Annotated in this window: 20 protein-coding genes; 5 read left to right on the top strand and 15 right to left on the bottom strand. The window is 42.4% G+C overall.

The genetic code is table 11. From position 1 onward, the window contains the following. Positions 1–51 precede the first annotated feature (51 nt). Positions 52–1,167, bottom strand: a complete 1,116-nt coding sequence (locus BN3282_RS05220; RefSeq protein ID WP_059067213.1) for a LysM peptidoglycan-binding domain-containing protein — start codon at positions 1,165–1,167, stop codon at positions 52–54. A 208-nt stretch (positions 1,168–1,375) separates the two neighbouring features. Here BN3282_RS05220 and BN3282_RS05215 point away from each other — a divergent pair, with 208 nt between their 5' ends. The 5 genes from BN3282_RS05215 to BN3282_RS14605 are packed head-to-tail and all read left to right on the top strand — an operon-like array spanning position 1,376 to position 6,804. Next, a complete protein-coding gene (locus tag BN3282_RS05215; protein WP_059067211.1) occupies positions 1,376–3,103 on the top strand; it encodes a zinc ribbon domain-containing protein in 1,728 nt (575 codons plus the stop codon). A gap of 18 nt (positions 3,104–3,121) precedes the next feature. Further along, the gene (locus BN3282_RS05210) at positions 3,122–3,790 is read left to right on the top strand and encodes an ABC transporter ATP-binding protein (protein WP_059067208.1); all 669 of its coding nucleotides are present in this window, start codon (positions 3,122–3,124) and stop codon (positions 3,788–3,790) included. A 51-nt stretch (positions 3,791–3,841) separates the two neighbouring features. Further along, positions 3,842–5,062 (top strand): ABC transporter permease, encoded by a 1,221-nt coding sequence (locus tag BN3282_RS05205; RefSeq protein ID WP_059067206.1) that lies wholly within the window; start codon positions 3,842–3,844, stop codon positions 5,060–5,062. 39 nt (positions 5,063–5,101) lie between these two features. Then, positions 5,102–6,289, top strand: coding sequence for an ABC transporter permease (locus BN3282_RS05200; protein WP_059067204.1), 1,188 nt, complete (start codon positions 5,102–5,104; stop codon positions 6,287–6,289). Next, positions 6,286–6,804: an HD domain-containing protein gene (locus tag BN3282_RS14605; protein WP_082667481.1), complete on the top strand. Its 519-nt coding sequence runs from the start codon at positions 6,286–6,288 to the stop codon at positions 6,802–6,804. The genes BN3282_RS05200 and BN3282_RS14605 overlap by 4 nt, the downstream gene beginning before the upstream one ends. Before the next feature lie 59 nt (positions 6,805–6,863). Here the strand turns inward: BN3282_RS14605 and BN3282_RS05190 are convergent, their stop codons facing one another. The 14 genes from BN3282_RS05190 to BN3282_RS05125 form a co-directional block, all read right to left on the bottom strand. Then, positions 6,864–10,574 carry a Rib/alpha-like domain-containing protein gene (locus tag BN3282_RS05190; RefSeq protein WP_059067201.1) on the bottom strand — a complete coding sequence of 1,237 codons (3,711 nt, stop codon included), beginning with the start codon at positions 10,572–10,574 and terminating at the stop codon, positions 6,864–6,866. A gap of 299 nt (positions 10,575–10,873) precedes the next feature. Beyond that, on the bottom strand, positions 10,874–11,812 hold the full coding sequence (locus BN3282_RS05185; RefSeq protein WP_059067199.1) for a transketolase family protein: 939 nt from the start codon (positions 11,810–11,812) through the stop codon (positions 10,874–10,876). Next, on the bottom strand, positions 11,800–12,636 hold the full coding sequence (locus BN3282_RS05180; RefSeq protein WP_059067197.1) for a transketolase: 837 nt from the start codon (positions 12,634–12,636) through the stop codon (positions 11,800–11,802). The genes BN3282_RS05185 and BN3282_RS05180 overlap by 13 nt, the downstream gene beginning before the upstream one ends. An 18-nt stretch (positions 12,637–12,654) precedes the next feature. Next, complete coding sequence (fsa, locus tag BN3282_RS05175; protein ID WP_059067194.1) at positions 12,655–13,308, bottom strand: fructose-6-phosphate aldolase; 654 nt, start codon at positions 13,306–13,308, stop codon at positions 12,655–12,657. A gap of 237 nt (positions 13,309–13,545) precedes the next feature. Further along, on the bottom strand, positions 13,546–14,658 hold the full coding sequence (locus BN3282_RS05170; RefSeq protein ID WP_059067192.1) for a LacI family DNA-binding transcriptional regulator: 1,113 nt from the start codon (positions 14,656–14,658) through the stop codon (positions 13,546–13,548). A gap of 15 nt (positions 14,659–14,673) precedes the next feature. Continuing rightward, the gene (gene recR, locus BN3282_RS05165; protein WP_059067190.1) at positions 14,674–15,270 is read right to left on the bottom strand and encodes a recombination mediator RecR; all 597 of its coding nucleotides are present in this window, start codon (positions 15,268–15,270) and stop codon (positions 14,674–14,676) included. 1 nt (position 15,271) lies between these two features. Next, entirely contained in the window at positions 15,272–15,625 is a 354-nt protein-coding gene (locus tag BN3282_RS05160; RefSeq protein WP_059067188.1) for a YbaB/EbfC family nucleoid-associated protein, read from the bottom strand. Between the two features lie 2 nt (positions 15,626–15,627). After that, positions 15,628–17,217, bottom strand: a complete 1,590-nt coding sequence (gene dnaX / locus BN3282_RS05155) for a DNA polymerase III subunit gamma/tau (RefSeq protein ID WP_059067186.1) — start codon at positions 17,215–17,217, stop codon at positions 15,628–15,630. A gap of 51 nt (positions 17,218–17,268) precedes the next feature. Continuing rightward, positions 17,269–18,345, bottom strand: coding sequence for a 6-phosphofructokinase (locus BN3282_RS05150; RefSeq protein WP_059067185.1), 1,077 nt, complete (start codon positions 18,343–18,345; stop codon positions 17,269–17,271). A 264-nt stretch (positions 18,346–18,609) separates the two neighbouring features. Continuing rightward, complete coding sequence (locus BN3282_RS05145; protein WP_059067182.1) at positions 18,610–19,659, bottom strand: hypothetical protein; 1,050 nt, start codon at positions 19,657–19,659, stop codon at positions 18,610–18,612. After that, positions 19,646–20,449: a DeoR/GlpR family DNA-binding transcription regulator gene (locus tag BN3282_RS05140; protein ID WP_242866602.1), complete on the bottom strand. Its 804-nt coding sequence runs from the start codon at positions 20,447–20,449 to the stop codon at positions 19,646–19,648. Before BN3282_RS05140 ends, BN3282_RS05145 begins: the two co-directional genes overlap by 14 nt. An 81-nt stretch (positions 20,450–20,530) precedes the next feature. Continuing rightward, on the bottom strand, positions 20,531–21,634 hold the full coding sequence (gene ulaG, locus BN3282_RS05135) for an L-ascorbate 6-phosphate lactonase (RefSeq protein ID WP_059067178.1): 1,104 nt from the start codon (positions 21,632–21,634) through the stop codon (positions 20,531–20,533). Positions 21,635–21,890: 256 nt separating this feature from the next. Next, positions 21,891–23,237, bottom strand: coding sequence for a glucose-6-phosphate isomerase (locus BN3282_RS05130; RefSeq protein ID WP_059067176.1), 1,347 nt, complete (start codon positions 23,235–23,237; stop codon positions 21,891–21,893). An 87-nt stretch (positions 23,238–23,324) separates the two neighbouring features. Continuing rightward, positions 23,325–24,131 (bottom strand): hypothetical protein, encoded by an 807-nt coding sequence (locus BN3282_RS05125; protein WP_059067174.1) that lies wholly within the window; start codon positions 24,129–24,131, stop codon positions 23,325–23,327. Positions 24,132–24,162: the final 31 nt, after the last annotated feature.

Genomic DNA, 24,162 nt, shown 5'->3' with positions numbered 1-24,162 from the left:
ATTCCCCTTAATTTCTATCTTTCATCTTTTCTCCACGATTATAACATCATTTTAGGGTAATAGCAATTTTTGTCCTACGTAAATCAGATTTCCGTCTGTTATCCCGTTCATTTTACATATTGCCTCCACATGATCTACATCGCCATACATCTTCTTACTGATGATCGCCAGTGTATCTCCTTCTTCTACCACATAGACTCCATCGCCGCCATTTTCCCCGGACTGTGCTTTTGCTTCTTCTGTATCCTGCGTATCCTCCGCTCCTTCCTGCACACCGCCGGCTTGTCCTATATCTTGCAGTGCTTCTTTCTGCTGTGTTTCTTTCTGTTCTGTTTCTTCTGTGACAGCAGTCACAGCGCCGCTCGTTTCCTGTATCTCCATAGAATTTGTATCTGTTGCCGCTGTATCTGTCAGATGCTTTAGTGTCGTCTGCACAGATTTCATTTTGTCAAAATTATTGACCATGGTGACTCCCATGATGATCACGACCAAAAGCAGACATGCACTTACCGCATAGATCAGACGATTTGCTTTTTTCTGCTGTTGGCTTTCTTCCCTGTTTCTAACCATACTACGAAAGTCCTTTGCAGCTCTATCTTCAACAGTTTCCGAGGGACACACCCCATTTTTCTTTCTTGCAGAGATCATATAGTTCTGCATGCAGGGGTTTTTCTCGTAATAAGTATAATGTCCGCCAATCTCCAGCAGATCGTTTAGTTTATGTACATAATAAATCTCGTCCTTTTCAATCGGATCTTTCATGATAAAGACCGTGTTTTTCTTTGGGAATGACTTTTTATGTAGTTTGATCGTGCTGTGCTCCGGCGTCAAAGGTACGCCCGCATGAGCCACAAACCAGCCAAGCATTTCGCCGTCTTCAAAATACTGCTTGCAGTCCTCGTATGCTTTCTTCCATGTATCCTCATCTATCACATAATCTTTGCCCGAAAGTTTCAGATCGTGCATACGGATCGCTCCATATATGTATACATATTCATCCTCTTCTGTCTTTTGCATATCTCCTATAAGAAACGCCCCCACAGGCCCCTCTTCTGCCTTGTCACATATCTGTGTAAAAAATGTGTCCACATAATCTTCCACATAGATTTTGGGGCTGTCACTGACATTTCCGATCTGCCGCACGTTTTTTGGAATCTGTCTTTCCATTATACTCACCTCTATTTAAATTTTTTCTTAGCATAGCATACAAAAACAGGCTGATTTTAGCAGTTAGTGTCAGGTGCGTTCGACAAATTGAACAGAACTGTTCGCATAGCGGGAAAATATTAGCTCCATCACCCTTTTTTACATTGAACAGATTTTTCTTTTCATATATAATTATAAAAAGAGAAATGTTTATAAGGAGGAAAAAGGAATGTTTTGTAAAAATTGCGGTACACAATTAACGGAAGGAGTAAAATTTTGTCCCCGCTGCGGTACTCCTATTCCGGAGCAAAAACAGACGGCTTCACAGCAGACAGCCGCCCCCTCCGGCACGCTGCATACTGCTGCCCCCTCTCCTAAAAAGCCTGGCAGCAAGAAAAAGATCATTATTCCTTGTGTCGTTGCCGGCGCGGTTTTGATCGTCTCTGTCGGCGCATTCGCCATGACAAAGACGAACGCGTTCAAAGCCAGATTTACTGATCCCGTCGACTATTATAAAGCCGTTGAAACGGCATATATTGATAAAAATGCGGCAATACTTGAAAAAACAGCTTCCAACAAAAGCGATTCTTCTTCTATCACTATGGGCGTAGATATAGACGACGCAGGGATCGCGCTTCTAGGTATAGGAAATTATGATGCAGAGATGATTACAAACGGGCTCAACGAGCTGGAACTCCAGGTGAATTATGGACAGACGGATGATCTGATGGGTGCAGAGGCAGCACTCTATTCCGGCAAAGACCGTATCGTCAGCGCCAATACCGTGATAGACTCTGAATATGAAGAAGCTTATATCCAGATCCCGGAGATTTCTTCCGGATATCTCTGGATAGATGAGGAAGCCTATTCGGAGGCCTCTCTGGGATCTTTATCCATTCTGACCGACATCCCGGATACTGCTAATCTGTCTCCTATTTTCAGTAAATATGCCAAGACCATGCTGGACTATGTAGAAGATGTAGAACGCGAAACAGATGAATTGAAAGTAGACGGTATAGCACAGAAAACCACTCATCTGACGGTTACAATGGACGATAGCCAGCTGCAGGATCTGTTTGTAGACATTCTGGAAACAGCACAAAAAGACGAGGATCTAAAAGATTATATCGTGTGGCTGGGAGACTGCAGCATGATGAGTAACGGGTATTATGACAACAGTTATTATGATGACGACTATTATTATGATGATTATTATGACGATGATTATTATGACGACTATTATGATGGAGAAGCGTATTACGACTCTTTTATAGAAAGCCTCGATAACGCTATAATAGAGATTGAAGAATACGGCGCTTTGGATGAAGCAGAAGCCGAAATGGACGTCTGGGTAGATAAAAACGGGGCGATCATCGGAAGAACTCTGACTGTCTCTAATTTCGAAGAAACTATGGAAGTTTTCAATTATCAGACTACCCGAGAAAAAGATAAATTTGCCTGTGTTCTATCTTTTGGAGATCCTGCCAGTGAATATGGAGACTATGTTCTCTTAGAAGGCAATGGCTCTATCAAAAAGGGCCTTGCCGACGGAACCTTTACACTGGAATCTTATGGTGAAACTATAGGGGAATTCACTCTTTCCAACTATGACCTTAAATCTGCAGAAGATGGCTATTTCAACGGTACCCTGGCAGTGAGCAGTGATATGTCTTCCGATCTTTACGGATATGGACTTGAGGTCGCTGTCGCATCTAATGCAGATGGCGGAGAGTATACATTTTCTATTCTCAGCAATGATGTTTCTCTGGGCTCTATCCATATGACATATACAAACGATTCTGACTATACACCTAAGATACCGGACAGCAGTGAATTATATAATGTCATGGACTACGAGGATATGTATGACTATGAGGATTCCATGGATCTTTATGCTCTGGAAGAAAATTGTAAGAAAAATGAATTTCTTTCCCTTATGCTTGAAGAAATGTATTAAAGAACCGGGTGCAGCAGTATGATACAAATCAACCATCTGTCAAAAAATTACGGAAAAAAAACAGTCCTTCACAATATCTCTTTATGTGTGGACCGGGGAACCTGTGTTGGTATCCTGGGAGAAAACGGCTGTGGCAAATCCACTTTTTTCTCCATTCTTGCCGGGACGTTGCCCGGCAAGAGCGGAGAATTTCTTTATAACGGCATTGACCTTTTCCAAAACCGAAAAGCGCGTGCTTCCATAGTCGGGTATGTGCCGCAGGGCATACCGCTTCTAGAAGAATTACATGCGCTGGATAATCTCCGGCTGTGGTATCGCAGCCGGAAAGAACTCAAGCAGGAACTGGAAAACGGTGTTCTTGCCATGCTTGGAATTCCTGATTTTCTAAAAGTGCCTGTATCACGTATGTCCGGCGGAATGAAAAAACGTTTAAGCATTGGCTGCGCCGTGGCGCATCATCCGAAAGTTCTTTTACTGGATGAACCCTCTGCCGCGTTGGATCTCATCTGTAAAGAACGGATCGCCAATTATCTTCTGGAGTTTAAACGCCAGGGGGGGATTGTACTACTGACCACACATGATATCCAGGAACTTCCTCTATGTGACGCTTTATATATCCTAAAACAAGGTTCTCTTATCCCCTATACATATGACGGCAATTACCATCATCTGGCGGGGAAATTATAATAGATACTTTCTACGGCACAGGATAACGGATACCTAAGGGAGATACCTGATATGAAATATTTTACTCTGCAGATCAAACGGGTATGTAAAGCTTTTCCGGCTATCATACTTACAACGATCATACTTGCCGGGGCACTCGCCGCCCTTGCCTATATACAGCTTTCTTCTGCCTCTGCTTCAGAACAGAGGCAGAAAATTACACTCGCCCTTGTAGGAGACAAAGAGGATCCAGCTATCGGACTTGGCGTATCCCTTATGCAGGAGATGGATTCTTCCCGTTTCACATGTGCGCTGGTAGATATGGAAGAAGCAGAAGCACAAAAAGCTCTGGAACGACAGGAGATCCAGGGCTATCTTCTCATACCCGAAGATTTTATCCAATCTGTTATGTATGGATACAATGAAAAGGTAACTTTTGTAACCGATTTCTCGCAGCCTGGTATCAGTATCCTCCTGGCAAGGGAACTGGCCGATGCGGTCTCCGTTCTCTTGACCGAAACCCAGTCTGGTATTTATGCCTTTCAGCGTTTTGCCGAGCAGGAAGATATGACAGCAGGGCTGGATGAGGCAGTATACGATATGAATATCCGCTATTTCAATTTCGTTCTGCCCAGGCAGCAGCTGTATCATATCGATACACCAGATTCTCATACCGCAATTTCCACACAAGGCTATTATTTTTGTTCTTTTCTGCTGCTCTTTTTTCTTTTTATCGGTATTGCCGGATGCCACCTTTTTGTGCGCAGTGACCTTTCTCTGTGTCGCTTGCTTTCTGTCCGTGGTTACGGCAGTTTTCCCCAGGTCCTTTCCGAATATGCTGCCTGCTGTTTCCTTCTACTTTTGCATTATCTTGCGGCTCTGGCTCTGTTGACAGGTATGATAAAAATTACAGGGATTACGCTGCCTGAACTTATAGGTGAGTCTTTACAGGCATATATAAAAATCTTTTTGGCTTTTGGGCTGCTGATCCCAGTCACTGCCGGGCTTCTTTATCTACTGTCTTCTCTTGTCCGCAGTTTGATCAGCGCCGTCATCTTGATCTTTTGCTGTATATTGTCTCTGGGCTATATTTCCGGCTGCTTTTATCCATTATCTTTCTTTCCGGAAAGCTTACAGAAACTGGCGGGCTTCTTACCTACCGGCATGTCCATGGAATATATGCAGCGAGTTCTGACTGGGGAAAGTCCAGGATGGCTTCCTGTATTTTTATGTATCTGGACAATTCTGTTTTTGTTGTCCGCCTGGGCGGTCCGCAGGCGCCGGCTTGCTTGAACCTGACATAAAAACAATAGATATGAGGCATATACTACAATGAAAAAATTATGGTTATGGTACCTTCTGCTTACCAAAAGATTATTGAAAAAACCGTCTTTCCTGGCAGTCCTTTTACTCGCTCCGCTTTTGGCCCTTAGCCTTACACTCCTTGCAAAGGAGGAAGCGCATATTGTCAAAATCGCGGTGTATACAGAAAAATCTGCAGATCCGCTGGGAGAACAGATCACAGATGAACTGTTGGAGCTAGACGGCGTTATAGAGTACATTCCCTGTGACACAGAAAACGAACTGCGCAGTAAAGTCGCCTATGCGCAGGCAGACGCAGGTTACCTGATCCCGGCAGATCTGACAAAACAAATAACGAACTATGTCTCCGGCAAGAAACACAGTCTGCCCTACCACGGTCACCTTATCGCTTTTATCACCAACGAGAATACTACACAACTCCAACTTGCCAGAGAACAATTCTACACAGTATTATATCCACATCTATCAAAGAGCATAGCCGAACAGTTTACCCTGGAACAGCCATATTTTTCTCGCTTGGATCAAGACTATGTCACAAAAACGCTGGATAGATTTTATGAAGAAATGCATGTGGATGAATCCATCTTCCGTTTTTCCTATACGGAAGGGAGCGCTCCTCTCCCTCTGGAAAGCAACAGCTATCTGACCTCCCCCTTAAGAGGTCTGCTGGCTCTGTTCGTATTCCTCACCGGCCTTTCTTCCTCTCTGTATCTGCTGAAAGACAAAAGATCTGGTATCTTTTCCTGGGTAAGGTATGACTTAAAGCCTCTGTATGACTGGACCTATATTCTTTCAGGAACTATCCTGGGCGGTCTTATGGCTTATGCGGGACTTTTCCTGTCCGGTACATTTACCGACTGGCAGACCGAGCTTCTTCTCATGCTGCTGCTTATCTTTGCAGTTTCAGGTTTTTGCGGTATACTAAGTCAGACCATAAGAAATATTTCCGTACTCGGTACGTGTATTCCGCTGCTTTTATTACTGTCCGCCGCTCTCTGCCCGATATTTGCGTCTGTACCAGGATTAAAACCGGTAAAATATATGCTGCCTCCTTATTTTTATTTATACGGACTGCACAGCGGACATTTTCGCCTGTATTTATTCTTATACGGTATCTTTACAACTTTATTGTGCCTGCTTCTGCACCGTATCTCTGAAAAACATTATATAAAAAGGATGGGAACTTCTGTAAAATGATAAGATTGCATAATAAACTACTTACAAATCTGAAAAGAGAAGCTGTACAAAAACATGAAAATCTGAAAAGAGACTGGGGCGAAGATTTCTATGCCTGCATAAAAGATATTGCGGAACATCCCGTCGTACTGCGGATGAAGCTCTATCCTCATCACGGAAAAACAAACTGTTATCAGCATTGTCTCCACGTGGCCTTCTATAATTACCAGTGGTGCCGTTTTATGCACTTGGATGCCATCTCTGCTGCCCGTGCAGGAATGCTGCACGATCTGTTCCTCTACGACTGGCATACTCACGCCCAAAAGACAGGCAATCGTTTCCATGGGCTTACCCATCCCAAAACTGCCTATCAACATGCCCGAAAATTTTTCCGGCTTAACTCTATAGAACGAGATATTATCCTGCATCATATGTGGCCTGTCACACTATTTCATTTTCCAAGGACAAAAGAGGGATGGATCACGACTTTGACAGATAAGTACTGTGGTCTGCTGGAATCTTCACGCCGAAAATGAAAGTAACGAACTTGTTCAAAGAAAGGGGGAGGCTCTAGATGAGTCTCCCTTTCTTTATATTAAAACTGTTTCCTTCTAAATTTCCTTCTAAGGATCACACCTGCCGAGCCTAAGAGAGCAGCTCCTAATCCCCATACATTTCCTGTGTCTCCTGTTTTTGGTGCATTTGCAGACACCTTTTCGATATTTAAAGAACTCGCCTTCGTTCTTCCATTATTTGAATCGTCTGTTCCTGATTTTTTGCCATTCTGGCTGTTGTCACTTGATGTTTGACTTTTCTGATTATCGTTGACAGGCTTTTCCTCTTTTGGCTTCTCTACAATAACCGGAATCTTTACCTCCTCTTTACTTCCATCTGGATAAGTCACTTCCACCGTACCTTCATATTCTCCCGGTTTAGATGTATCAATCGTTCCCTCCGGCGTAATATCCTCTACCTTGGTTCCTTCCGGAAGTGCATCCAAATTTGTTACATTATCTGTAAGATCTGGTTTTTCTCCAGGTTTGATTACTTCTTTCTCGACCTTTGGATCGTATTTATCCGCATCTGTCATCTCCGGCTTTTTCTCATTCACATGGATCTGAACTTCTACTTCATCCTGTGAACCATCTGGATAAGTCACTACAATAATTCCCGTCTGATTTCCGACACTATTAGTATCAATTGGCTGTTTCCACGTATAGTCTGTATTTTCCGGGAGCTGATCTTTATTTCCAATCCCTTCTTCCGCATTTGCAGGTTCTCCAATTTCCACCGTAATATCTTTCCCTGCCGGATCATAAATATCTTTGGCGTCTCCATAGGTAACGATTACTTTTACTGTATCCGTCGTATTATCTGCATAGGTTACAACGACATCAACTGCCTGATTTTTCCCACTTGCCGGGATATCTCCTATAACAATCTTGGATTTTATTTTTTCATCTGGCGCATCCGTTGTTACTTTCCCAAGAACTTCTGCTTCCGTCGCAATATCTCCATAGTCTTTGTTCAATATACCTCCTGTTGCCGTATACTTCTGCGCATCTGTCTGGTCTTCCCCGGGCTTAGAATTTGGGTCTTTTGGATCCGTTCCTTTTTCTATCTCTTCTGTATCCGGAAAACCATCTCCGTCATCGTCATCATCTATGATATCAGGCGTTCCGTCTCCATCCGTATCCCTTTGTACTGTGACTACAAATGATTTGCTCGTAGTTGCTCCGTCTTTTTCTGCTTTCACTGTTATCGTGATATCTTTCGTTTCTTCTGCTCCATTCCACTCTACACTTGGTGTACCCTGAATGGTTCCATCTTCAAAAGTTAATCCGTTTCCTAAACCTTCTACTGTTACTGTGGATCCTTCTGTAACTTCCGGCGTCACTGGTGTGATGGCAGTTCCTTCTACGACTGTCTGATTTTCGATATCTCCCACAGTTGGTGGTACAACTAAGTCAATTTGAGGAATTGAATTAGGATCTTTTGGATCCGTTCCTTTTTCTATCTCTTCTGTATCCGAAAAACCATCTCCGTCATCGTCATCATCTATGATATCAGGTGTTCCGTCTCCATCCGTATCCCTTTGTACTGTGACAGTAACTTCTACGTTTTTTATGGATGTACCATCTTCTGATGTTACAATTGCATGAAGTGTAATATTCTGCTCTTCATAAGTGTTTGAGTCTTTATCTCCCCATAAAAGCCCAGCAGGCATTCCTGATAAATCTCCCTTTTCATCAATTGTCAATCCCGAATTATTTCCTTCGTCATGTACTCCTGAAACAGTAAAACCATCTTCATTTGCCTCAATTACTTTTGTATTAGGCGCTACCTCCTGTCCTTCAATCTGTTTTGGAGGATTCGTAACAGTCACTTCAAAACCTTGTACCACTTTTACAGGAACAGTCACCTCAAAAGGCTCATCTCTGTCCGGCACAGTTACCGATACAACTCCTGTTTTTTCTCCAATCTCATCTGTATTTGGTGTTGTTTTCCAAGAATATTTTGTCCCTTCCGGCATTTTGGCTGCGTTTGCAATTCCTGATTTCGCAATAGTACTATCGTCTGTTAAATCCGTATCTTTAGCAATTTCTATCGCTTCCTGAACTGCTTTAGGAACCTCTTTTACTGTTGCTTTTGCTTCTTCTCCCTTTGTATATCTCGGATCTGAAGGAATGATACGAACTATAATCTCATCGCCGGCTTTACCTAGCTTACTTGGATCATTTACATTAAACTCTAATTCTTTTACTATTGTCTTAGGTACACCGTTTTCTTCTGCATTTAGATTATTTATAGTAGCTATTATTTCTCCATTTTTGTTAATAAGCTGTGCTTTATTTCCTTTTCCTGCATTTTCATTTAATAAAACAGACGCTTTTACTTTTGTGTCTCCATTATAAGGCGCCTTAATCTTTGGTATCCCAATATAAGGACTTTGATCGCTATTTACCTCTTCGTCGTCAGTCTTTCCGTCACCGTCAATATCTTGAACTCTGTAAAAGCCAACACCATGCGTATTTGGAATTAACGCATTTACAGTCTGATCTGTAAGCCATGCATGGAAAACAAAATCATCTCCGAAAGGTGCGCCCTCACTTACTCCAGCTTCATTTCTCAGTTCTTCCAAAATTTGATCCATTGGCTTGTTAAGTTTATATACATATCGTATAATTACCGGTCTCGGAGAGCCCTCTGTAAATGCAACATAATCTGTAAGATTACTATCCGTGAAAAAGCCTGTACCATATTTGACATTTTCAGGTCTTCTGTCTATAGATAAATCTATAACTTTTTTATTACCTTTACCGCTAAAAGAAAAATCTGGTGCTACTGCAGTGGCATCTTCCATTTTATATAGCTCTATCCCATCGATATACTTTACAAGTCTTGGATCAACAGAATATTTTAAATTCCATGGTTTATTTTTTGCACTTATCGTATAGCTCAAATTCGTATTCTTTGAAATTTTATAATCTACAACGATTGCGCCATTCGAACTTCCAATAACTGGATTCTTTTCATATCTGCCCTCCACCGATGCATGTTTGAACCAATCGTTGCCGACAGATACTGCATTTTCAATATTGTCTTTATCAATACCCTGTACCTTGAAAAAACCAGTCGAATCAATTCCCGGCACAATTTTATCCTCATCTTTCTTACTTGTCAGATAAATCCTATAAAACAGCTTGTCACTGCTTAATTTATCATCTCCTATGTCCGCGAGAATTTCCTTTACCGGTTTTTCAAAATAGATTTTACCATTATATGCCGTTTGTGTATCTGTCGTTTCTCCTCCTGCAAAGATTCCCGCGCTTGCCCGAATATAATTAGCGACCCATATATTTTTGCTTCTCCCTAGTGTATCGTTTTTTCTTTGAAAAACAATTCTTTGTGAACTTGCACTTCCTTCCACAAGTCTCTTAGGCTCAACCTCAATTTTAGTTATATATTTTGCAAGCCTCTCATCAATCTGAAGATTTATTTTCCAGTTTGCTGTTGAAGCTGCAATATTATGTTTTCCATACAGCTTAAAGTTCGCTTCTGTCGTAGTATTGTTTTTTGACAGATTTTCCGGATCAAATTTTAAGTCCTGAAAATTGTATTTCTTATTTTTTGTATATCCCAGCATCTCATAATCAATATTTCCAGACGCTGCTTTACTCCCAATTGAACTGCTGTCAGCTGCCATTGTCATCGGCGACAGCACAAATGTATATCCCAACACACATGACATCACTCCAATAGATACTTTTCTGATCTGCTTGATCACAGATTTTTTGTTTCTCAATTTCTTCTCTCCTTCGCTCTTTCTTCCGTACTTATCGTACTTATTTTTTGTTCCTATTTCCTATTAGAAATAAAATATACTTATATATTATTTCTAAAATTTAATTCTGGATATATTTACAGAAAACAAAAACTATATATACATACTTTAGCCGCATTATACATAGCGCAGGAGTCTGTCATAAAAATATCATAAACAACAAAAATGCCATCAGAACCAACCTAACACTGCTAAGATCACAGATTGGTTTCTAATGACATTTCACTTATTTTATATCTCGTTTTTCTTCTCTTACAATACTACATAAACGCCTTGATCTTCTGATAGATACTCTCTGTATCCAGACCATATTTCTTCAAGAGTTCCAGTGCAGGCCCTGATTCGCCGAATGTATCGTTGACTCCGATCTTCAGCACTTTCGTCGGCGCCTTTTCGGAAAGAACGTCACATACTGCGCTTCCCAGACCGCCGATAACGGAATGTTCTTCAACTGTAACAACTTTCCCTGTCTCTTTTGCCGCTGCGACCACAAGTTCTTCATCCAAAGGTTTGATCGTATGGATATTGATCACCTTTGCTTCAATCCCTTCTGCCGCCAGTTTTTCTGCGGCTTCCAGACAATTTGCTACTGGAAGACCTGTCGCAATGACCGTCACATCTTTTCCTTCTCTTAATACCACGCCTTTTCCGATTTCAAACGTATAATCCGGTTTATCGTTGATCACCGGAACCGCAAGACGTCCAAAACGCATATACACAGGACCCTGGTGTTCATATGCTGCACGCACGGCAGCTCTGGCTTCAATATCATCAGAAGGATTTAATACAACCATTCCTGGAATCGTACGCATCAATGCGATATCTTCGTTACACTGATGTGTCGCTCCGTCCTCACCTACAGAAATACCAGCGTGTGTGGCGCCGATCTTCACGTTCAAGTGGGGGTATCCGATAGAATTCCTCACCTGCTCAAAAGCACGTCCTGCCGCAAACATGGCAAAAGAACTTGCAAACGGAACCATCCCAGCAGCCGCCAGCCCTGCTGCCACGCCCATCATATTTCCTTCTGCGATCCCACAGTCTATAAATCTATCCGGATGTGCCTTCTTAAATACACCTGTCTTTGTCGCTGCCGCCAAATCGGCATCCAGTACGACGATCTCTTTATGTTCATTTCCAAGTTCAGCCAAAGCATTACCGTAGCTATCTCTTGTCGCAATCTTCTTTACTTCTGACATAATGCTTCACCTACTTTCTCCAAATCTTTCATAGCAATCTCATACTCCTCATCATTCGGAGCCTTACCATGCCATCCTACCTGATTTTCCATGAAAGATACGCCTTTCCCTTTCACAGTCTTTGCAATGATCGCTGTCGGACAACCTTGTACCGTCCTTGCCTCTTTAAAGGCTGCTTCTATCTGATCAAAATCATTTCCATCAATATTGATCACGTGGAAATTAAATGCCTCAAACTTTTTGTCGATCGGATATGGAGAGTTGACTTCTGTGATCTCTCCGTCTATCTGCAGATTGTTGTTGTCTACGATAACTACCAGGTTATCCAGTTTTTTATGGCCTGCCAACATAGCAGCCTCCCAAACTTGTCCTTCCTGGATCTCTCCATCTCCCAGCAGTGTATATACACGATACTCTTTTCCCTGCAGTTTTGCCGCAATCGCCATTCCTACTGCTGCTGAAATCCCCTGTCCCAACGAACCGGACGTCATATCTACCCCCGGAATGTGCTTCATATCCGGATGTCCCTGAAGATATGAACCTGTATGGCGCAGAGTCTTTAAATCCTCCTCTGGAAAATATCCTTTTTGTGCCAGAACAGAATATAATCCAGGAGCCGTATGCCCTTTAGAAAGTACAAACCTGTCCCGATCCGGATCTTTCGGGTTCTTTGCGTCTACATGCATTTCTGCAAAATAAAGGTAGGTAAAGATCTCTGCTGCCGAAAGTGAACCGCCCGGATGTCCGGCTTTTGCGCTATGTACTGCCGTTACGATCCCTTTGCGGACCTCATTTGCAGTTTTCATTAATTCCAGTTTGTTCATGGTTTCCTCCTATTGGTTTTATTCACCAAATACTGCTTTATAGTCTGCCTGAAACTTTTCAATTCCAGCATCTGTCAAAGGATGATGTGTCATCTGCTCGATCACTTTGTATGGAACTGTCGCAATATCCGCTCCCGCAAGGGCACAGTCTGTAATATGGATAGGATTGCGCACGCTGGCAGCAATGATCTCGCTCTCAATTCCTGCTACTTCAAAGATCTGCGCGATCTCTGCGATCAGGTCTGTTCCTCTTACGGAGATATCATCCAAACGTCCCAGGAATGGGGATACATATGTCGCGCCTGCACGTGCTGCAAGCAATGCCTGGTTTGCTGTAAAGATCAAAGTCACATTCGTCTTGATCCCTTCGGATGAAAGCACTTTGCATGCCTTTAATCCTTCTACAGTCATTGGGATCTTTACGACCATATTTGGATGGATCTTTGCGATCTCTCTTCCTTCTTTGATCATACCTTCTGCGTCTGTTGTTGTTGCCTTTACTTCTCCGCTGATAGGTCCGTCCACAATAGAGGCGATTTCTGCGATGACTTCCTCAAATACACGTCCTTCTTTCGCTATCAAAGACGGGTTGGTCGTTACCCCGCAGATAACTCCCATATCATTTGCTTTTTTGATGTCCTCTACATTTGCTGTGTCAATAAAAAATTTCATTTGCTGTTCCTCCTTGAACTTAAACCAATTTTACCTATTTTCGATTATATCCCATTCTCAGAAAACAGGTCAATAGCACTCATAATTATTAATAATTTTATTTTATTTATAATTTTTAATTATTAATATTCTTTTTTCTATGGCTTGCTGTTCAGGTTTAAAATCCCATTGCTTTTGTCTATATTCAGTCTTATATTTCTGTCGACAAAAGAGGGTTCTCAAATTATTACTAATAATTTACTTTCTTGTATTAATTTTTCTTTTTTTACTGTGTGGATAAGAGGTCGTTCCTCTTTCCACGACTCTTGGTTCATACTCTACATGATAGATACTGACCGGTTCCATTTCCGCATAGCGCCGGCTTCTTGTATTGATCTTTTTCATGATAATGTCGCAGGCATCCATTCCTTTATAGATCACAAAATGCTCAATCGTAGTCAGCGAAACTTTATGCATTTTCGCGAAAAGTGTATTGTCACACCCCATGACAGAAATATCTCCGGGCACCTTATATTTCTCATCATACAAAGCGTCTAGGATTCCAAAGGCGATCATATCATTTAAGCCTGCGATAGCTGTAAACCCTTGTTCTTCTTTTAAGAGTTCTTTTGTCAGATCATATCCGATACGGTATTCTGAATCGATTCCGGGAATATCTTTGTCTATCTGTTCGTCTGCCGCCTTGATAATGACATTTTCTCCCAAGCCGACCTCCTTGAACTCCTTTAAAAAACCCTCTACCCTCTTAGAACGCTGCTTCTGTCTTACCGTCAAGGGCGGAGCAATGTACGCCACATGCTTATGCCCCAATTCTAAAAGATGTTTTGCCATCAGCCTGCCAAGCTTTGCATTATCCAGCTCCACGGCATCTACGTCTAGCTTTTCATTCTGATTGTTGATAATGGCAAAAGGGATTTTTCTGGAAAGTTCTTCTACAAGAGGCATAAAACATCTGCTGGGATTGCAAGTATAAATGACGCCCTGCGGATTCAGTCCCGGCATCATTTTCAAATATCTTTCTTCTAGTTCCAGATCTCTTTGCGTATTGCACACAAATAATCCAAAGCCCTGTTCTGTCGCCCTGGACTCAATTCCCTGCAGCAGCATCACATAGTAAGGATTGGTCAGATTCGGGCTTAAGACCACCAGCAATTTCTCCCGGCGGATCTCTTTCCTGGGCTTGCGGTGTGGCAGTTCATAGCCCAATTCCTTTGCTGCACTTTCTACCCTTTGCACCACTTCTTTAGAAAAAGATACATTATACTTCTTATTCAGTATCATAGAAACGGAAGCCTGAGACACCCCTGCTTTTTTTGCCACATCAGAAGATGTTACTTTTCTCTTATTCATCGCCTGTATTCCTCTTTAAATCTCTGTCCTGCCTTCCAATGCACGCAAAAGTGTGACTTCATCGATATACTCCAAATCTCCGCCAACCGGTACACCGCTTGCGATCCTGCTTACCTTGATCCCGGCAGGCTTGATTAGTTTGCTGATGTACATAGCTGTCGTTTCACCTTCCAAACTGGAGTTCGTCGCGATGATGACCTCATCTACATCTCCCTGTAATCTTTCCATCAACTCTTTAAGACGGATATCTCCCGGCCCGATTCCCAGCATAGGAGAAATAGCTCCGTGCAGGACATGATATACGCCGTCATATTTTCCTGTCTTTTCATAGGCAGCCAGATCTCTGGGAGTCTCCACTACCATGATCGTCTTATGATCCCGCTTTTCATTCCTGCATATAGGGCAAACTTCCTGATCTGTCAGCGTACAGCATTCTTTACAATAACGCACGTTGTTTTTTGCCTCTACGATCGTTTTCGCCAAGTTCTCTACCTGTTCTTTCGGCATATTGATTATATGAAAAGCAAGCCGCTGTGCGGACTTGCTTCCGATCCCAGGGAGCCTGGATAACTCCTCGATAAGCCTACTGATCTGATTACTGTAATACTCCATTTTAGAACATCCCCGGTACTCCGCCGCCTAAGCCGCCTGTCAGCTTCGACATTGCCGCGCCTGACTCCGCGTCTACCTGACGCAAAGCTTCATTCACAGCGGCAACGATCAGATCCTCCAACATCTCAATATCATCTGGATCTACGACTTCCTCTGCAAGTTTCACCTTCATCACTTCTCTTTTTCCGGAAACTGTTACTTCCACAGCCCCGCCTCCTGCTGCCGCGGTAAATTCTTTCGATTCCAGTTCCTTTTGCTGTTCCTCCATCTGCCGCTGCATCTTCTGCGCTTGTTTCATAAGATTTGCCATGTTTCCAGGCATACCTCCGCCCGGAAATCCTCCACGTTTTGCCATGTTTAATCCTCCACTATAATCTCCATATTTATTTTCTGTTCAATATCCACGAATGTATCTTCAAAGTGCCTTCCTTCTTCTACATGACGCACTTCTACTTCCACTTTCTTTCCAATCCGGTTTTCTATCAGCGTTTCCAGTTCGCTTTTGTGCTCTTCACTCCCTACCACATCCGCCTCCAGACTTCCCGGCATCACGATCAGCAGGCGGTTGTCACCGCCCAAACTCAAACGCGCTTTCTTTAAAAATGTACGAAGCAGTCCGGAAGTCTCCTCTGCGATGGAACGAAAATTCTGTACAACCTCTTTTACATCCTCCGGGATCGCCTTTGGAATCTCTGGTTTTATCCGGCTCTCCTGCGGCATATCCACTCGCCCGTCAGACCTTCCTGTATAGTCTGCGTAAGCCGCCTGCCCTGCCATACCCGCAGCAGGAATTCCCTTCTCTACTTTTTCTTCTACAGCGCGGATTCTGTCCAGTAATGTATCTGTCTGTATCTCCATCGCCGGCACACATAGCTTGATCAGCGCCACTTCCAAAAGCACTCTTTTCTGTGTTGCGTATTTCAATTGTCCTGAAAGTTCAGAAAATACACGGATAAACCGGAAGAGCATATCTGTCTCGATCATCTGTGCTTCTTCTTTTAATTGCTCCATATTTTCCGTGGATACATCCAATACATCCTCTATATTATCAGATGTTTTTACCAGAAGCAAGTTTCTTAAATACCAGGTAAAATCCGCCGCCATCTGGGTCAATTCTCTGCCCTGCATGACAAGTTCTTCCACTGTATCCAACACTTTCGCCACATCTCTGGAAACAATATTGCGCAAGAGCTGGCTGAATACGTCTGTATCCACTGCGCCTAATACTTCCAGTACATTATCATACGTCAGGGTCTGTCCCAAATAAAATGCGATACACTGATCCAGCAGACTTAAAGCATCGCGCATAGAACCGTCCGCCGCCTTTGCTATATAGCGGAGCGCCTTTTCCTCCACCTCTACCTGTTCCCTGCCCATCAGGTCTTTCATGCGCCTGCAGATTGTCTCTATGCTGATTCTTTTAAAATCATAGTGCTGACATCTGGACAAGATTGTGATCGGTATTTTATGCACTTCCGTTGTCGCCAGGATAAAAATGACATATTCCGGCGGTTCCTCCAATGTCTTTAAAAGCGCATTGAAAGCCCCTATGGAAAGCATATGCACCTCGTCTATAATATAGACTTTGTATCGACCTTCTGTAGGGCGGTAAGTAACTTCCTCTCGAATCTCCCGGATATTGTCCACACCATTGTTGGATGCCGCATCTATTTCAATCACATTCATGGACGTTCCTGCCGCAATGGAACGGCACATAGCACATTCCCCACAGGGACTTCCATCTATCGGATGTTCGCAGTTTACCGCTTTGGCAAATATCTTTGCTACGGTCGTCTTCCCGGTTCCCCTTGTCCCACAAAACAGATATGCATGCCCGATACGGTTTGCTTTGATCTGATTTTTCAGCGTTGTAATAATGTGGTCTTGCCCTTTTACATCCTCAAATGCCGTAGGACGAAATTTTCTATAAAGTGCCGTATATGACATGAATTACACCTCTTACTTCATACTTTTTCCTTTACAATTATGAAAAAACTATCATTTGTCTCCAAAACTGATCCCGACCATTCTTGCCTCCTTGATCAGACTACAGTTGGGATCTACATATTTGAGTTTCCCGGCTATTTCCTCAAGCGGAACCTTTATCGTCTCTCCTTTTTTCATAGCCACCATATATCCATATTCTTCGTTTAAAATAAGTTCTGCCGCCTTTGCTCCTACTCTTGTAGAAAATACGCGGTCATACGGGCATGGTGAACCTCCTCTTTGGGTATGCCCCGGTACAGTAATGCGCACTTCTTTGTCTGTCTTTTTCTGTATCTGCTCTGCAAGCTCATAGGCGATCGAAGGATATTTTCTCTTTGCTACCTTCTCCTTATACTCTTTCTTTTTCAATTTTGCATCTTCTTTAGAAATAGCGCCTTCCGCCACTGCCAGGATCGTAAAGGCTTTTCCTGCCGCGGAACGCTTCTGGATCACATTCGCGATCTCATCGATGTCATAAGGAATCTCTGGAAGAAGGATAATATCTGCCCCTCCTGCGATTCCTGCATGTAAGGTAACATGTCCGACTTTATGTCCCATGATCTCTATGATAAATACCCGGCTGTGAGAAGTCGCTGTCGTATGGATCCTGTCGATTGTATCGGTAGCAATATCTACCGCACTCTGGAAACCAAACGTCATCTCTGTCCCCCACAGATCGTTGTCGATCGTCTTCGGAAGAGACACTATATTCAAGCCTTCTTCTCTTAACAGATTCGCTGTTTTTTGTGTGCCGTTTCCTCCCAGGATCACCAGACAGTTTAAGTTCAACTTATGATACGTATGCTTCATTGCTTCTACTTTATCCAGCCCATCCTTATCCGGTACGCGCATCAGTTTAAACGGCTGTCTGGACGTCCCCAGGATAGTGCCTCCACGGGTCAGGATCCCGGAAAAATCTTTTGATGTCAGCATATTAAAATCTGCATATATCAAACCTTTATATCCATCTTTAAAACCATATATCTCTACATCATCTCTCTTAGAACAAAGCCCTTTAACCACGCCGCGCATAGCCGCATTCAAAGCCTGGCAGTCACCGCCGCTTGTCAGCATCCCGATTCTTAACATTCTTCTATTCCTCCTTTACACCATGATCTATATAATAATAGACAGCCGAAGATGATCGGCTGTCTATTATTATACTCTATTTGTTTTGCAGTTTAAAAGGATTTTCTCCATATATTTCATTTTCATGTTTTATAGGACTTACTATATACAAATATCTAAAACTGTGTAATCCATATGACAAAAACTCCAAACTTACTCTTCTAAAGTGTAATATATAACAAAAGGCTGACCTTATCAGCCAGCCTTCTCTACATCTATATAATTTTATTCTCCCTCAAATGTATACATCGCGATCTCATCGATTTCTCTGTTTGTAGAGATCAGCACTTCCTCACCGTCTCTGACATACTTACATACATTTGCCGGTCCACAGTCCTGATCCAGAACTGTGGCCTTATATTCCTTTTCTTTCTCATCATAGGTAAATGCCAGAAGATTTCTTTTTCCCTTTCTATGCCCGATGATGACCGTCGGTTCTCCAAGCAGTGTGCCGCCATAGATAGCATGCGCAAATTCTGCGGTGTCATATGTATACACTTTTTTGTATGCCCCGTCTTTCTTTTTCAAAATATAAATATTTTGTCCGTGGAATGGGGAGATCATAACCAGTTCCGGCTCTCCGTCCCTGTCCAAATCCACAAGTACCGCATCGCTTCCCGGTTCATCTGTCAATTTCTCGATTTCCCAACTTTCCTCTGCGGATGCCGGAGGGATAAATTTATATACGCCTTCGTCACAGGAGATCAGACATACATCCGTCCCCTTTTCCTGCATTTTATAGTAACCGTGATTTTTCAGCATATTGTCTTTGATAACGGTCAGTTCCAGCTGGTGCTCCTCATCAAAACAACTTAAATCCTCCGGAAGTACTGCTGCATAAGTCTTGCCAGGCATAGACCAGTCGTCCTTATAGGCATGTCCGGATTTCAGCGCACATGCAATCAGATAATTTACGCCGTTTCTCGTAACAATATCAAACCGATGTACATGTGGAAGTTCCACTAATGTGCGTACTTCCCAGCCCCCGTTTTCTCTAGGGGATACGATCACGATCTTTGCTTCTTTGGAATCATTTGGGGAATAAAACTTATGGGTCGCTAAAAATACACCGTCGCTTCCCGGTACCTGCACCATGCTCATAACTCCGCCCGGTTCTTCCCAAATAGTATCTGCCTTATTTCCCTGTGCATCAAATAAATAGCAAGGATCCTGCTTTTCTGCCGCCACGAGGATATGCTGCTCCCCTTTGTACATAAGCGGCGCTATAGAATAACATTTTGTAAGCTTTCCTAATACTTTTTTATTTACTTTCAAGACTGACGCCTCCTGCTTCTTTTTCCGCTTTCACCTGATGAATCTGTACGCCCATTTTTTCTATCTGTTTCAATACATCTTGAGGCGCCTTTTCATCCGTGATCAAATGCCCGATCTGTCCGATCGCTGCACTTGTAAAACTGCTGTTTTTCCCAATCTTTGTATGATCTGCCAACACATACACATCTTTCGTTGCATTTTGGATCATCAATTCATTGATTTTTACTTCTGCGGCGATCTCTGTCGTCATACCTGACATTGGAGATATCCCAGAGCATCCAACGAACGCTTTTTTCGGAAACACCGTCTGCAGATTGCGGATAGCAAAATCTCCAACCATCGCGTCTTTGGGATGACGTAGTTCTCCCCCTGTCATCAACACACTGATTCCTTCCGGATAATCTGTGTGGATCGCCTTTCCATTATTTGTAATGACTGTTACATTATCACAGTTGATATATTTTAAGATCTGCAGTGCATTTCTGCTGGAATTAATAAACAAAGAATCTCCCGGCTCTACAAGAGAAGCCGCATATTTAGCAATCAGATTCCTGTATACACTGATCTCTCCATCTTCTTTTTTCTCTGCTTTCGCACAGACAGCACCGCCGTAAAACCGTACAAGAAGATTTTTCTCTTCTAAATACTGCAAGTCTCTGCGGATGGTGATCAAAGATACCTGAAATTTTTCTGCCAGTTCATCTACCCGCACCGCCGGATTTTCTTTCATGAGAGCAAGTATCTGTTTTCTTCTTCCTTCTACATATGCCCGTTCTCTTTTCATCGCCATACACTCCGTCCATATATGATCATATTTCTTCTATATATCCTTCCGTTCTTTAAAAGAAGTGTTTTTTATCTTAAACTTCTTTTACAGTAATGAACGGAACGGAATATTCTGAGGAGCTTCAAAACAGTCCTCAAATCCTCTTCTGTGGTGATATGCTCTTTTATCTTTATCTGTAGGATATACATATTTTCCTCCTACTTCCCAGAAGAAAGGATGGAAGTCATACCCTAAACGATCCTTTTTCATCTCATACAGAACCTTGATCTCATTTACATCCGCCATAAAGTTTGTCCATACATCATAATGGATCGGGATCACTACTTTACATCTCAAGGCTTCAGCCATTCTGAGTATATCAACAGATGTCATTTTATCCTGCATACCTACCGGATTCTCTCCATAAGAACCAAATGCCACATCAATATCGTAATCTTTTCCATGTTTTGCAAAATAAATAGAATAATGAGAATCTCCGCTGTGGTAAATATTTCCTCCCGGTGTCTTGATCAGGTAATTGACTGCCTTATCATCCATGTCTGTAGGACATTTTCCCGTCAGTTCTTCTCTGTCTTCTCCCTGGGAATCTGTCGTTACGATACAGGTTCTGTCAAAAGAATCTAATGCAATGATCTCGATATCTTTGATCTTAATAGAATCTCCTGGTTTTACGGTTATGCATCTATCTGCCGGTACTCCCCATTTTTTCCACAATTCTACAGATTTCTTTGGTCCGATAAAAGGTACCGGAATCTCTTTTCCATTTTCATCTACGGTTGTCATACCGCTTTTGATCACATGGGAAGCATACTCGGCGCTCATATGATCCTGATGATAATGTGTGGCAAGCACTGCGTCTACTTGCTTAATGCCAAATGGATCGATTACAAACGGAACCGCTCTTAGATTTGGCTGCATTGCCCTTGCGCCACACATATTTGCCATCTGATGTCCAACCTTCATCTTGCCGTCTCCATGTGTTCTCTTTCCGTTTCCGCACCACAAGTCTACGGTAATATTGCATCCTCCCGGCGTCTTAAACCACATGCCTGTACAACCAAGCCACCACATTGCCACTGTACCTGGTTTTACTTCTTCATTCTCGATCTCTTCATTGAGCCATGTTCCCCATTCCGGAAATGTACTCATAATCCAACTTTCACGAGTGATCTCATCAATTTTGCTCATCAGACTTCCTCCTCAACTAGGGTTATGTTTTATTAATTGAATAATATCACATATTATGTTCTTTTTCAATCGTATTATATGATTGTTTTCATTCATAACCTATCCGCTGCTATCTATTTATTCTTGAAAACACAAGCAGAATGCTTTCATAGATATGCACAAAAAAGCTGACGCAAATACAAAGAAGGATTTGCGTCAGCTTTATATAGAACTTCCTACATAAAAATATCACATTGTTTCTAAATATAGTACTATATTATAATCTCTTTAATAACTCTTCTCTTTCCTTTTCATATCCTGGTTTTCCAAGTAAAGCAAACATGTTTTTCTTATAACTTTCTACGCCTGGCTGGTTAAATGGATTAACGCCGAGTAAATATCCACTAAGCCCACAGGCAAATTCAAAGAAATAGAATAATTCGCCAAGATAAAATTCGTTCTGCTCCGGTATTTTTACCATGAGGTTCGGAACATTCCCATCTGTATGGGCAAGGATCGTTCCATTCATTGCGCTTTTATTAATAAAGTCTACATTTTTTCCTGCCAGATAATTCAATCCGTCCAAATCAACCGGCTCTTCATTTATGATAATTTCTTCTCTGGATTTTTCCACATTTAAAACAGTCTCAAATAAAATTCTGTTTCCATCCTGTATAAACTGTCCCATAGAATGAAGGTCTGTTGTCAGATCCACGGAAGCCGGGAAGATTCCTTTCTGATCCTTTCCTTCACTTTCTCCATACAACTGTTTCCACCATTCAGATACATAATGCAGGCTTGGTTCATAATTCGCCAGAACTTCTATTGTCTTCCCTTTACGCAGCAGGATATTACGGATCGCCGCATACTGCATAGCATCATTTTCCGCGAAATCTTTCTCCAGCGCTGCTTTTCTTCCAGAAGCCGCTCCCTCCATCAATTTGGTGATGTCAGCCCCGCTCACCGCGATCGGCAGAAGTCCGACTGCTGTCAAGACAGAAAAACGTCCGCCCACATCATCCGGTACTACAAATGTCTCATATCCTTCTTCTGTCGCAAGATTCTTCAATGCCCCTCTTGCCTTATCTGTCGTTGCATAAATTCTCTTGGCAGCACCTTCTTTTCCATACTTCTTTTCCAATATTTCTTTGAAAACACGGAAAGCAATAGCTGGTTCTGTAGTTGTACCAGATTTGGAGATCATATTAATGGAAAAATCTCTGTCTCCTACCACGTCTGCCAAATCTTTGATATATGTACTGCTGATACTGTTTCCTACATAATAAATCTCTGGAGATTTCCGAACATCTTTAGAAACGACATTTGCAAAAGAATGACCTATGAATTCAATCGCAGCTCTTGCGCCCAGATAAGATCCTCCGATTCCGATCACAAGCAGCACTTCTGAATCTTCTCTGATCTTTTCCGCTGCTTTCTGAATACGGACGAATTCTTCTTTGTCATAATCTACCGGCAGGTCGATCCATCCCAAGAAATCGTTTCCGGCTCCTGATCTCTCAAGCAGTTTGTCCTTTGCCTGTGAAACCAATCCACTCATATATTCCATTTCATGTTCCTGAATAAAACCGTCTGTTTTTGAATAATCAAATGTTACTTTAGCCATTGATACCCTTCCTCTCCATTGACTTTTCTTACAGCATCTTATGTGCTATCTGTCATACACACATTTTACCAAATCCATATAGCTTATTCAAGCCAAAAACTCCTCCAATATCTGCCGGATCGTCTCTTCCTTCAACGTCGGTTCTTCGTTTTCTTCTATTTTTTCTTTCACGGTCCTGCGTATGATTTGTTTCGCCGCGTCTCCCTTTTTTGCATCTCTTGGTTCTCCTTCTATATTGATCGATAAATTGGGTTCTGGCTTTGCAGAGGAAGCTCGTTCTTCTGACACTGTAATTTCTTCGTCTCTTGATGGCGTCACCTTCTCCGTATTTGGTGCGGCAATGACATTGATTGCCTCTTTTTCAGCCGCTTTTTGCTTTTTGTAACGGCCGGAACAGGTATTTTCCAGATAATCTACCATATAGTTCTTTGCTGCATTGATCTTATACGGCTCGTCCGATAGTTGACGGATCACAAATAAAAATACCATTTCTGCTGCTCCTGCCGCCATATATTGAAACACGGATTCTGTAAATCCGTAGGAAAGATAGTTAACCGACGCTCCCAATGCCGCCAGTATTCCCGAAAACCAGATTGCCTGTAACTCCAATTGCCGCCAGGTGTGTATCCGGAATAAGAAGCCCCGGTATTCGAATATATATTTCTCTACAAATGCATCTGTATTCTCTACTGCATCGTGTGCCATACATGCGTGCTCATATTTCGCGCGCACCAATTTTATCAGTTTGTGTGTACTCTTTGACATACTTCCTGCGGCCTTCACCAATCTGCGCAGCGTGATCTGATTTACCACTTTGGATAAAATTCCGATAACGCCGACTATGATCATCAGATACATCATGATATTGGTGTCCGCTGCCATTTCTTTTAGCATAACTGTTCCTCCTATTTTTTATTCTGTCACA

It is taken from the genome of Mediterraneibacter massiliensis (assembly GCF_001487105.1).
Taxonomy (GTDB): domain Bacteria; phylum Bacillota; class Clostridia; order Lachnospirales; family Lachnospiraceae; genus Mediterraneibacter; species Mediterraneibacter massiliensis.
Note: the sequence above shows the minus strand (reverse complement) of the source record. Positions and strands in the feature narration are given on the sequence as shown.

Bases quoted from the DNA above. Each gene is read 5' to 3' on its own strand.
- BN3282_RS05220 (WP_059067213.1), bottom strand. From the start codon at position 1,167: ATGGAAAGACAGATTCCAAAAAACGTGCGGCAGATCGGAAATGTCAGT.
- BN3282_RS05215 (WP_059067211.1), top strand. From the start codon at position 1,376: ATGTTTTGTAAAAATTGCGGTACACAATTAACGGAAGGAGTAAAATTT.
- BN3282_RS05210 (WP_059067208.1), top strand. From the start codon at position 3,122: ATGATACAAATCAACCATCTGTCAAAAAATTACGGAAAAAAAACAGTC.
- BN3282_RS05205 (WP_059067206.1), top strand. From the start codon at position 3,842: ATGAAATATTTTACTCTGCAGATCAAACGGGTATGTAAAGCTTTTCCG.
- BN3282_RS05200 (WP_059067204.1), top strand. From the start codon at position 5,102: ATGAAAAAATTATGGTTATGGTACCTTCTGCTTACCAAAAGATTATTG.
- BN3282_RS14605 (WP_082667481.1), top strand. From the start codon at position 6,286: ATGATAAGATTGCATAATAAACTACTTACAAATCTGAAAAGAGAAGCT.
- BN3282_RS05185 (WP_059067199.1), bottom strand. From the start codon at position 11,812: ATGTCAGAAGTAAAGAAGATTGCGACAAGAGATAGCTACGGTAATGCT.
- BN3282_RS05180 (WP_059067197.1), bottom strand. From the start codon at position 12,636: ATGAACAAACTGGAATTAATGAAAACTGCAAATGAGGTCCGCAAAGGG.
- fsa (WP_059067194.1), bottom strand. From the start codon at position 13,308: ATGAAATTTTTTATTGACACAGCAAATGTAGAGGACATCAAAAAAGCA.
- BN3282_RS05170 (WP_059067192.1), bottom strand. From the start codon at position 14,658: ATGAATAAGAGAAAAGTAACATCTTCTGATGTGGCAAAAAAAGCAGGG.
- recR (WP_059067190.1), bottom strand. From the start codon at position 15,270: ATGGAGTATTACAGTAATCAGATCAGTAGGCTTATCGAGGAGTTATCC.
- BN3282_RS05160 (WP_059067188.1), bottom strand. From the start codon at position 15,625: ATGGCAAAACGTGGAGGATTTCCGGGCGGAGGTATGCCTGGAAACATG.
- dnaX (WP_059067186.1), bottom strand. From the start codon at position 17,217: ATGTCATATACGGCACTTTATAGAAAATTTCGTCCTACGGCATTTGAG.
- BN3282_RS05150 (WP_059067185.1), bottom strand. From the start codon at position 18,345: ATGTTAAGAATCGGGATGCTGACAAGCGGCGGTGACTGCCAGGCTTTG.
- BN3282_RS05140 (WP_242866602.1), bottom strand. From the start codon at position 20,449: ATGGCGATGAAAAGAGAACGGGCATATGTAGAAGGAAGAAGAAAACAG.
- ulaG (WP_059067178.1), bottom strand. From the start codon at position 21,634: ATGAGCAAAATTGATGAGATCACTCGTGAAAGTTGGATTATGAGTACA.
- BN3282_RS05130 (WP_059067176.1), bottom strand. From the start codon at position 23,237: ATGGCTAAAGTAACATTTGATTATTCAAAAACAGACGGTTTTATTCAG.
- BN3282_RS05125 (WP_059067174.1), bottom strand. From the start codon at position 24,131: ATGCTAAAAGAAATGGCAGCGGACACCAATATCATGATGTATCTGATG.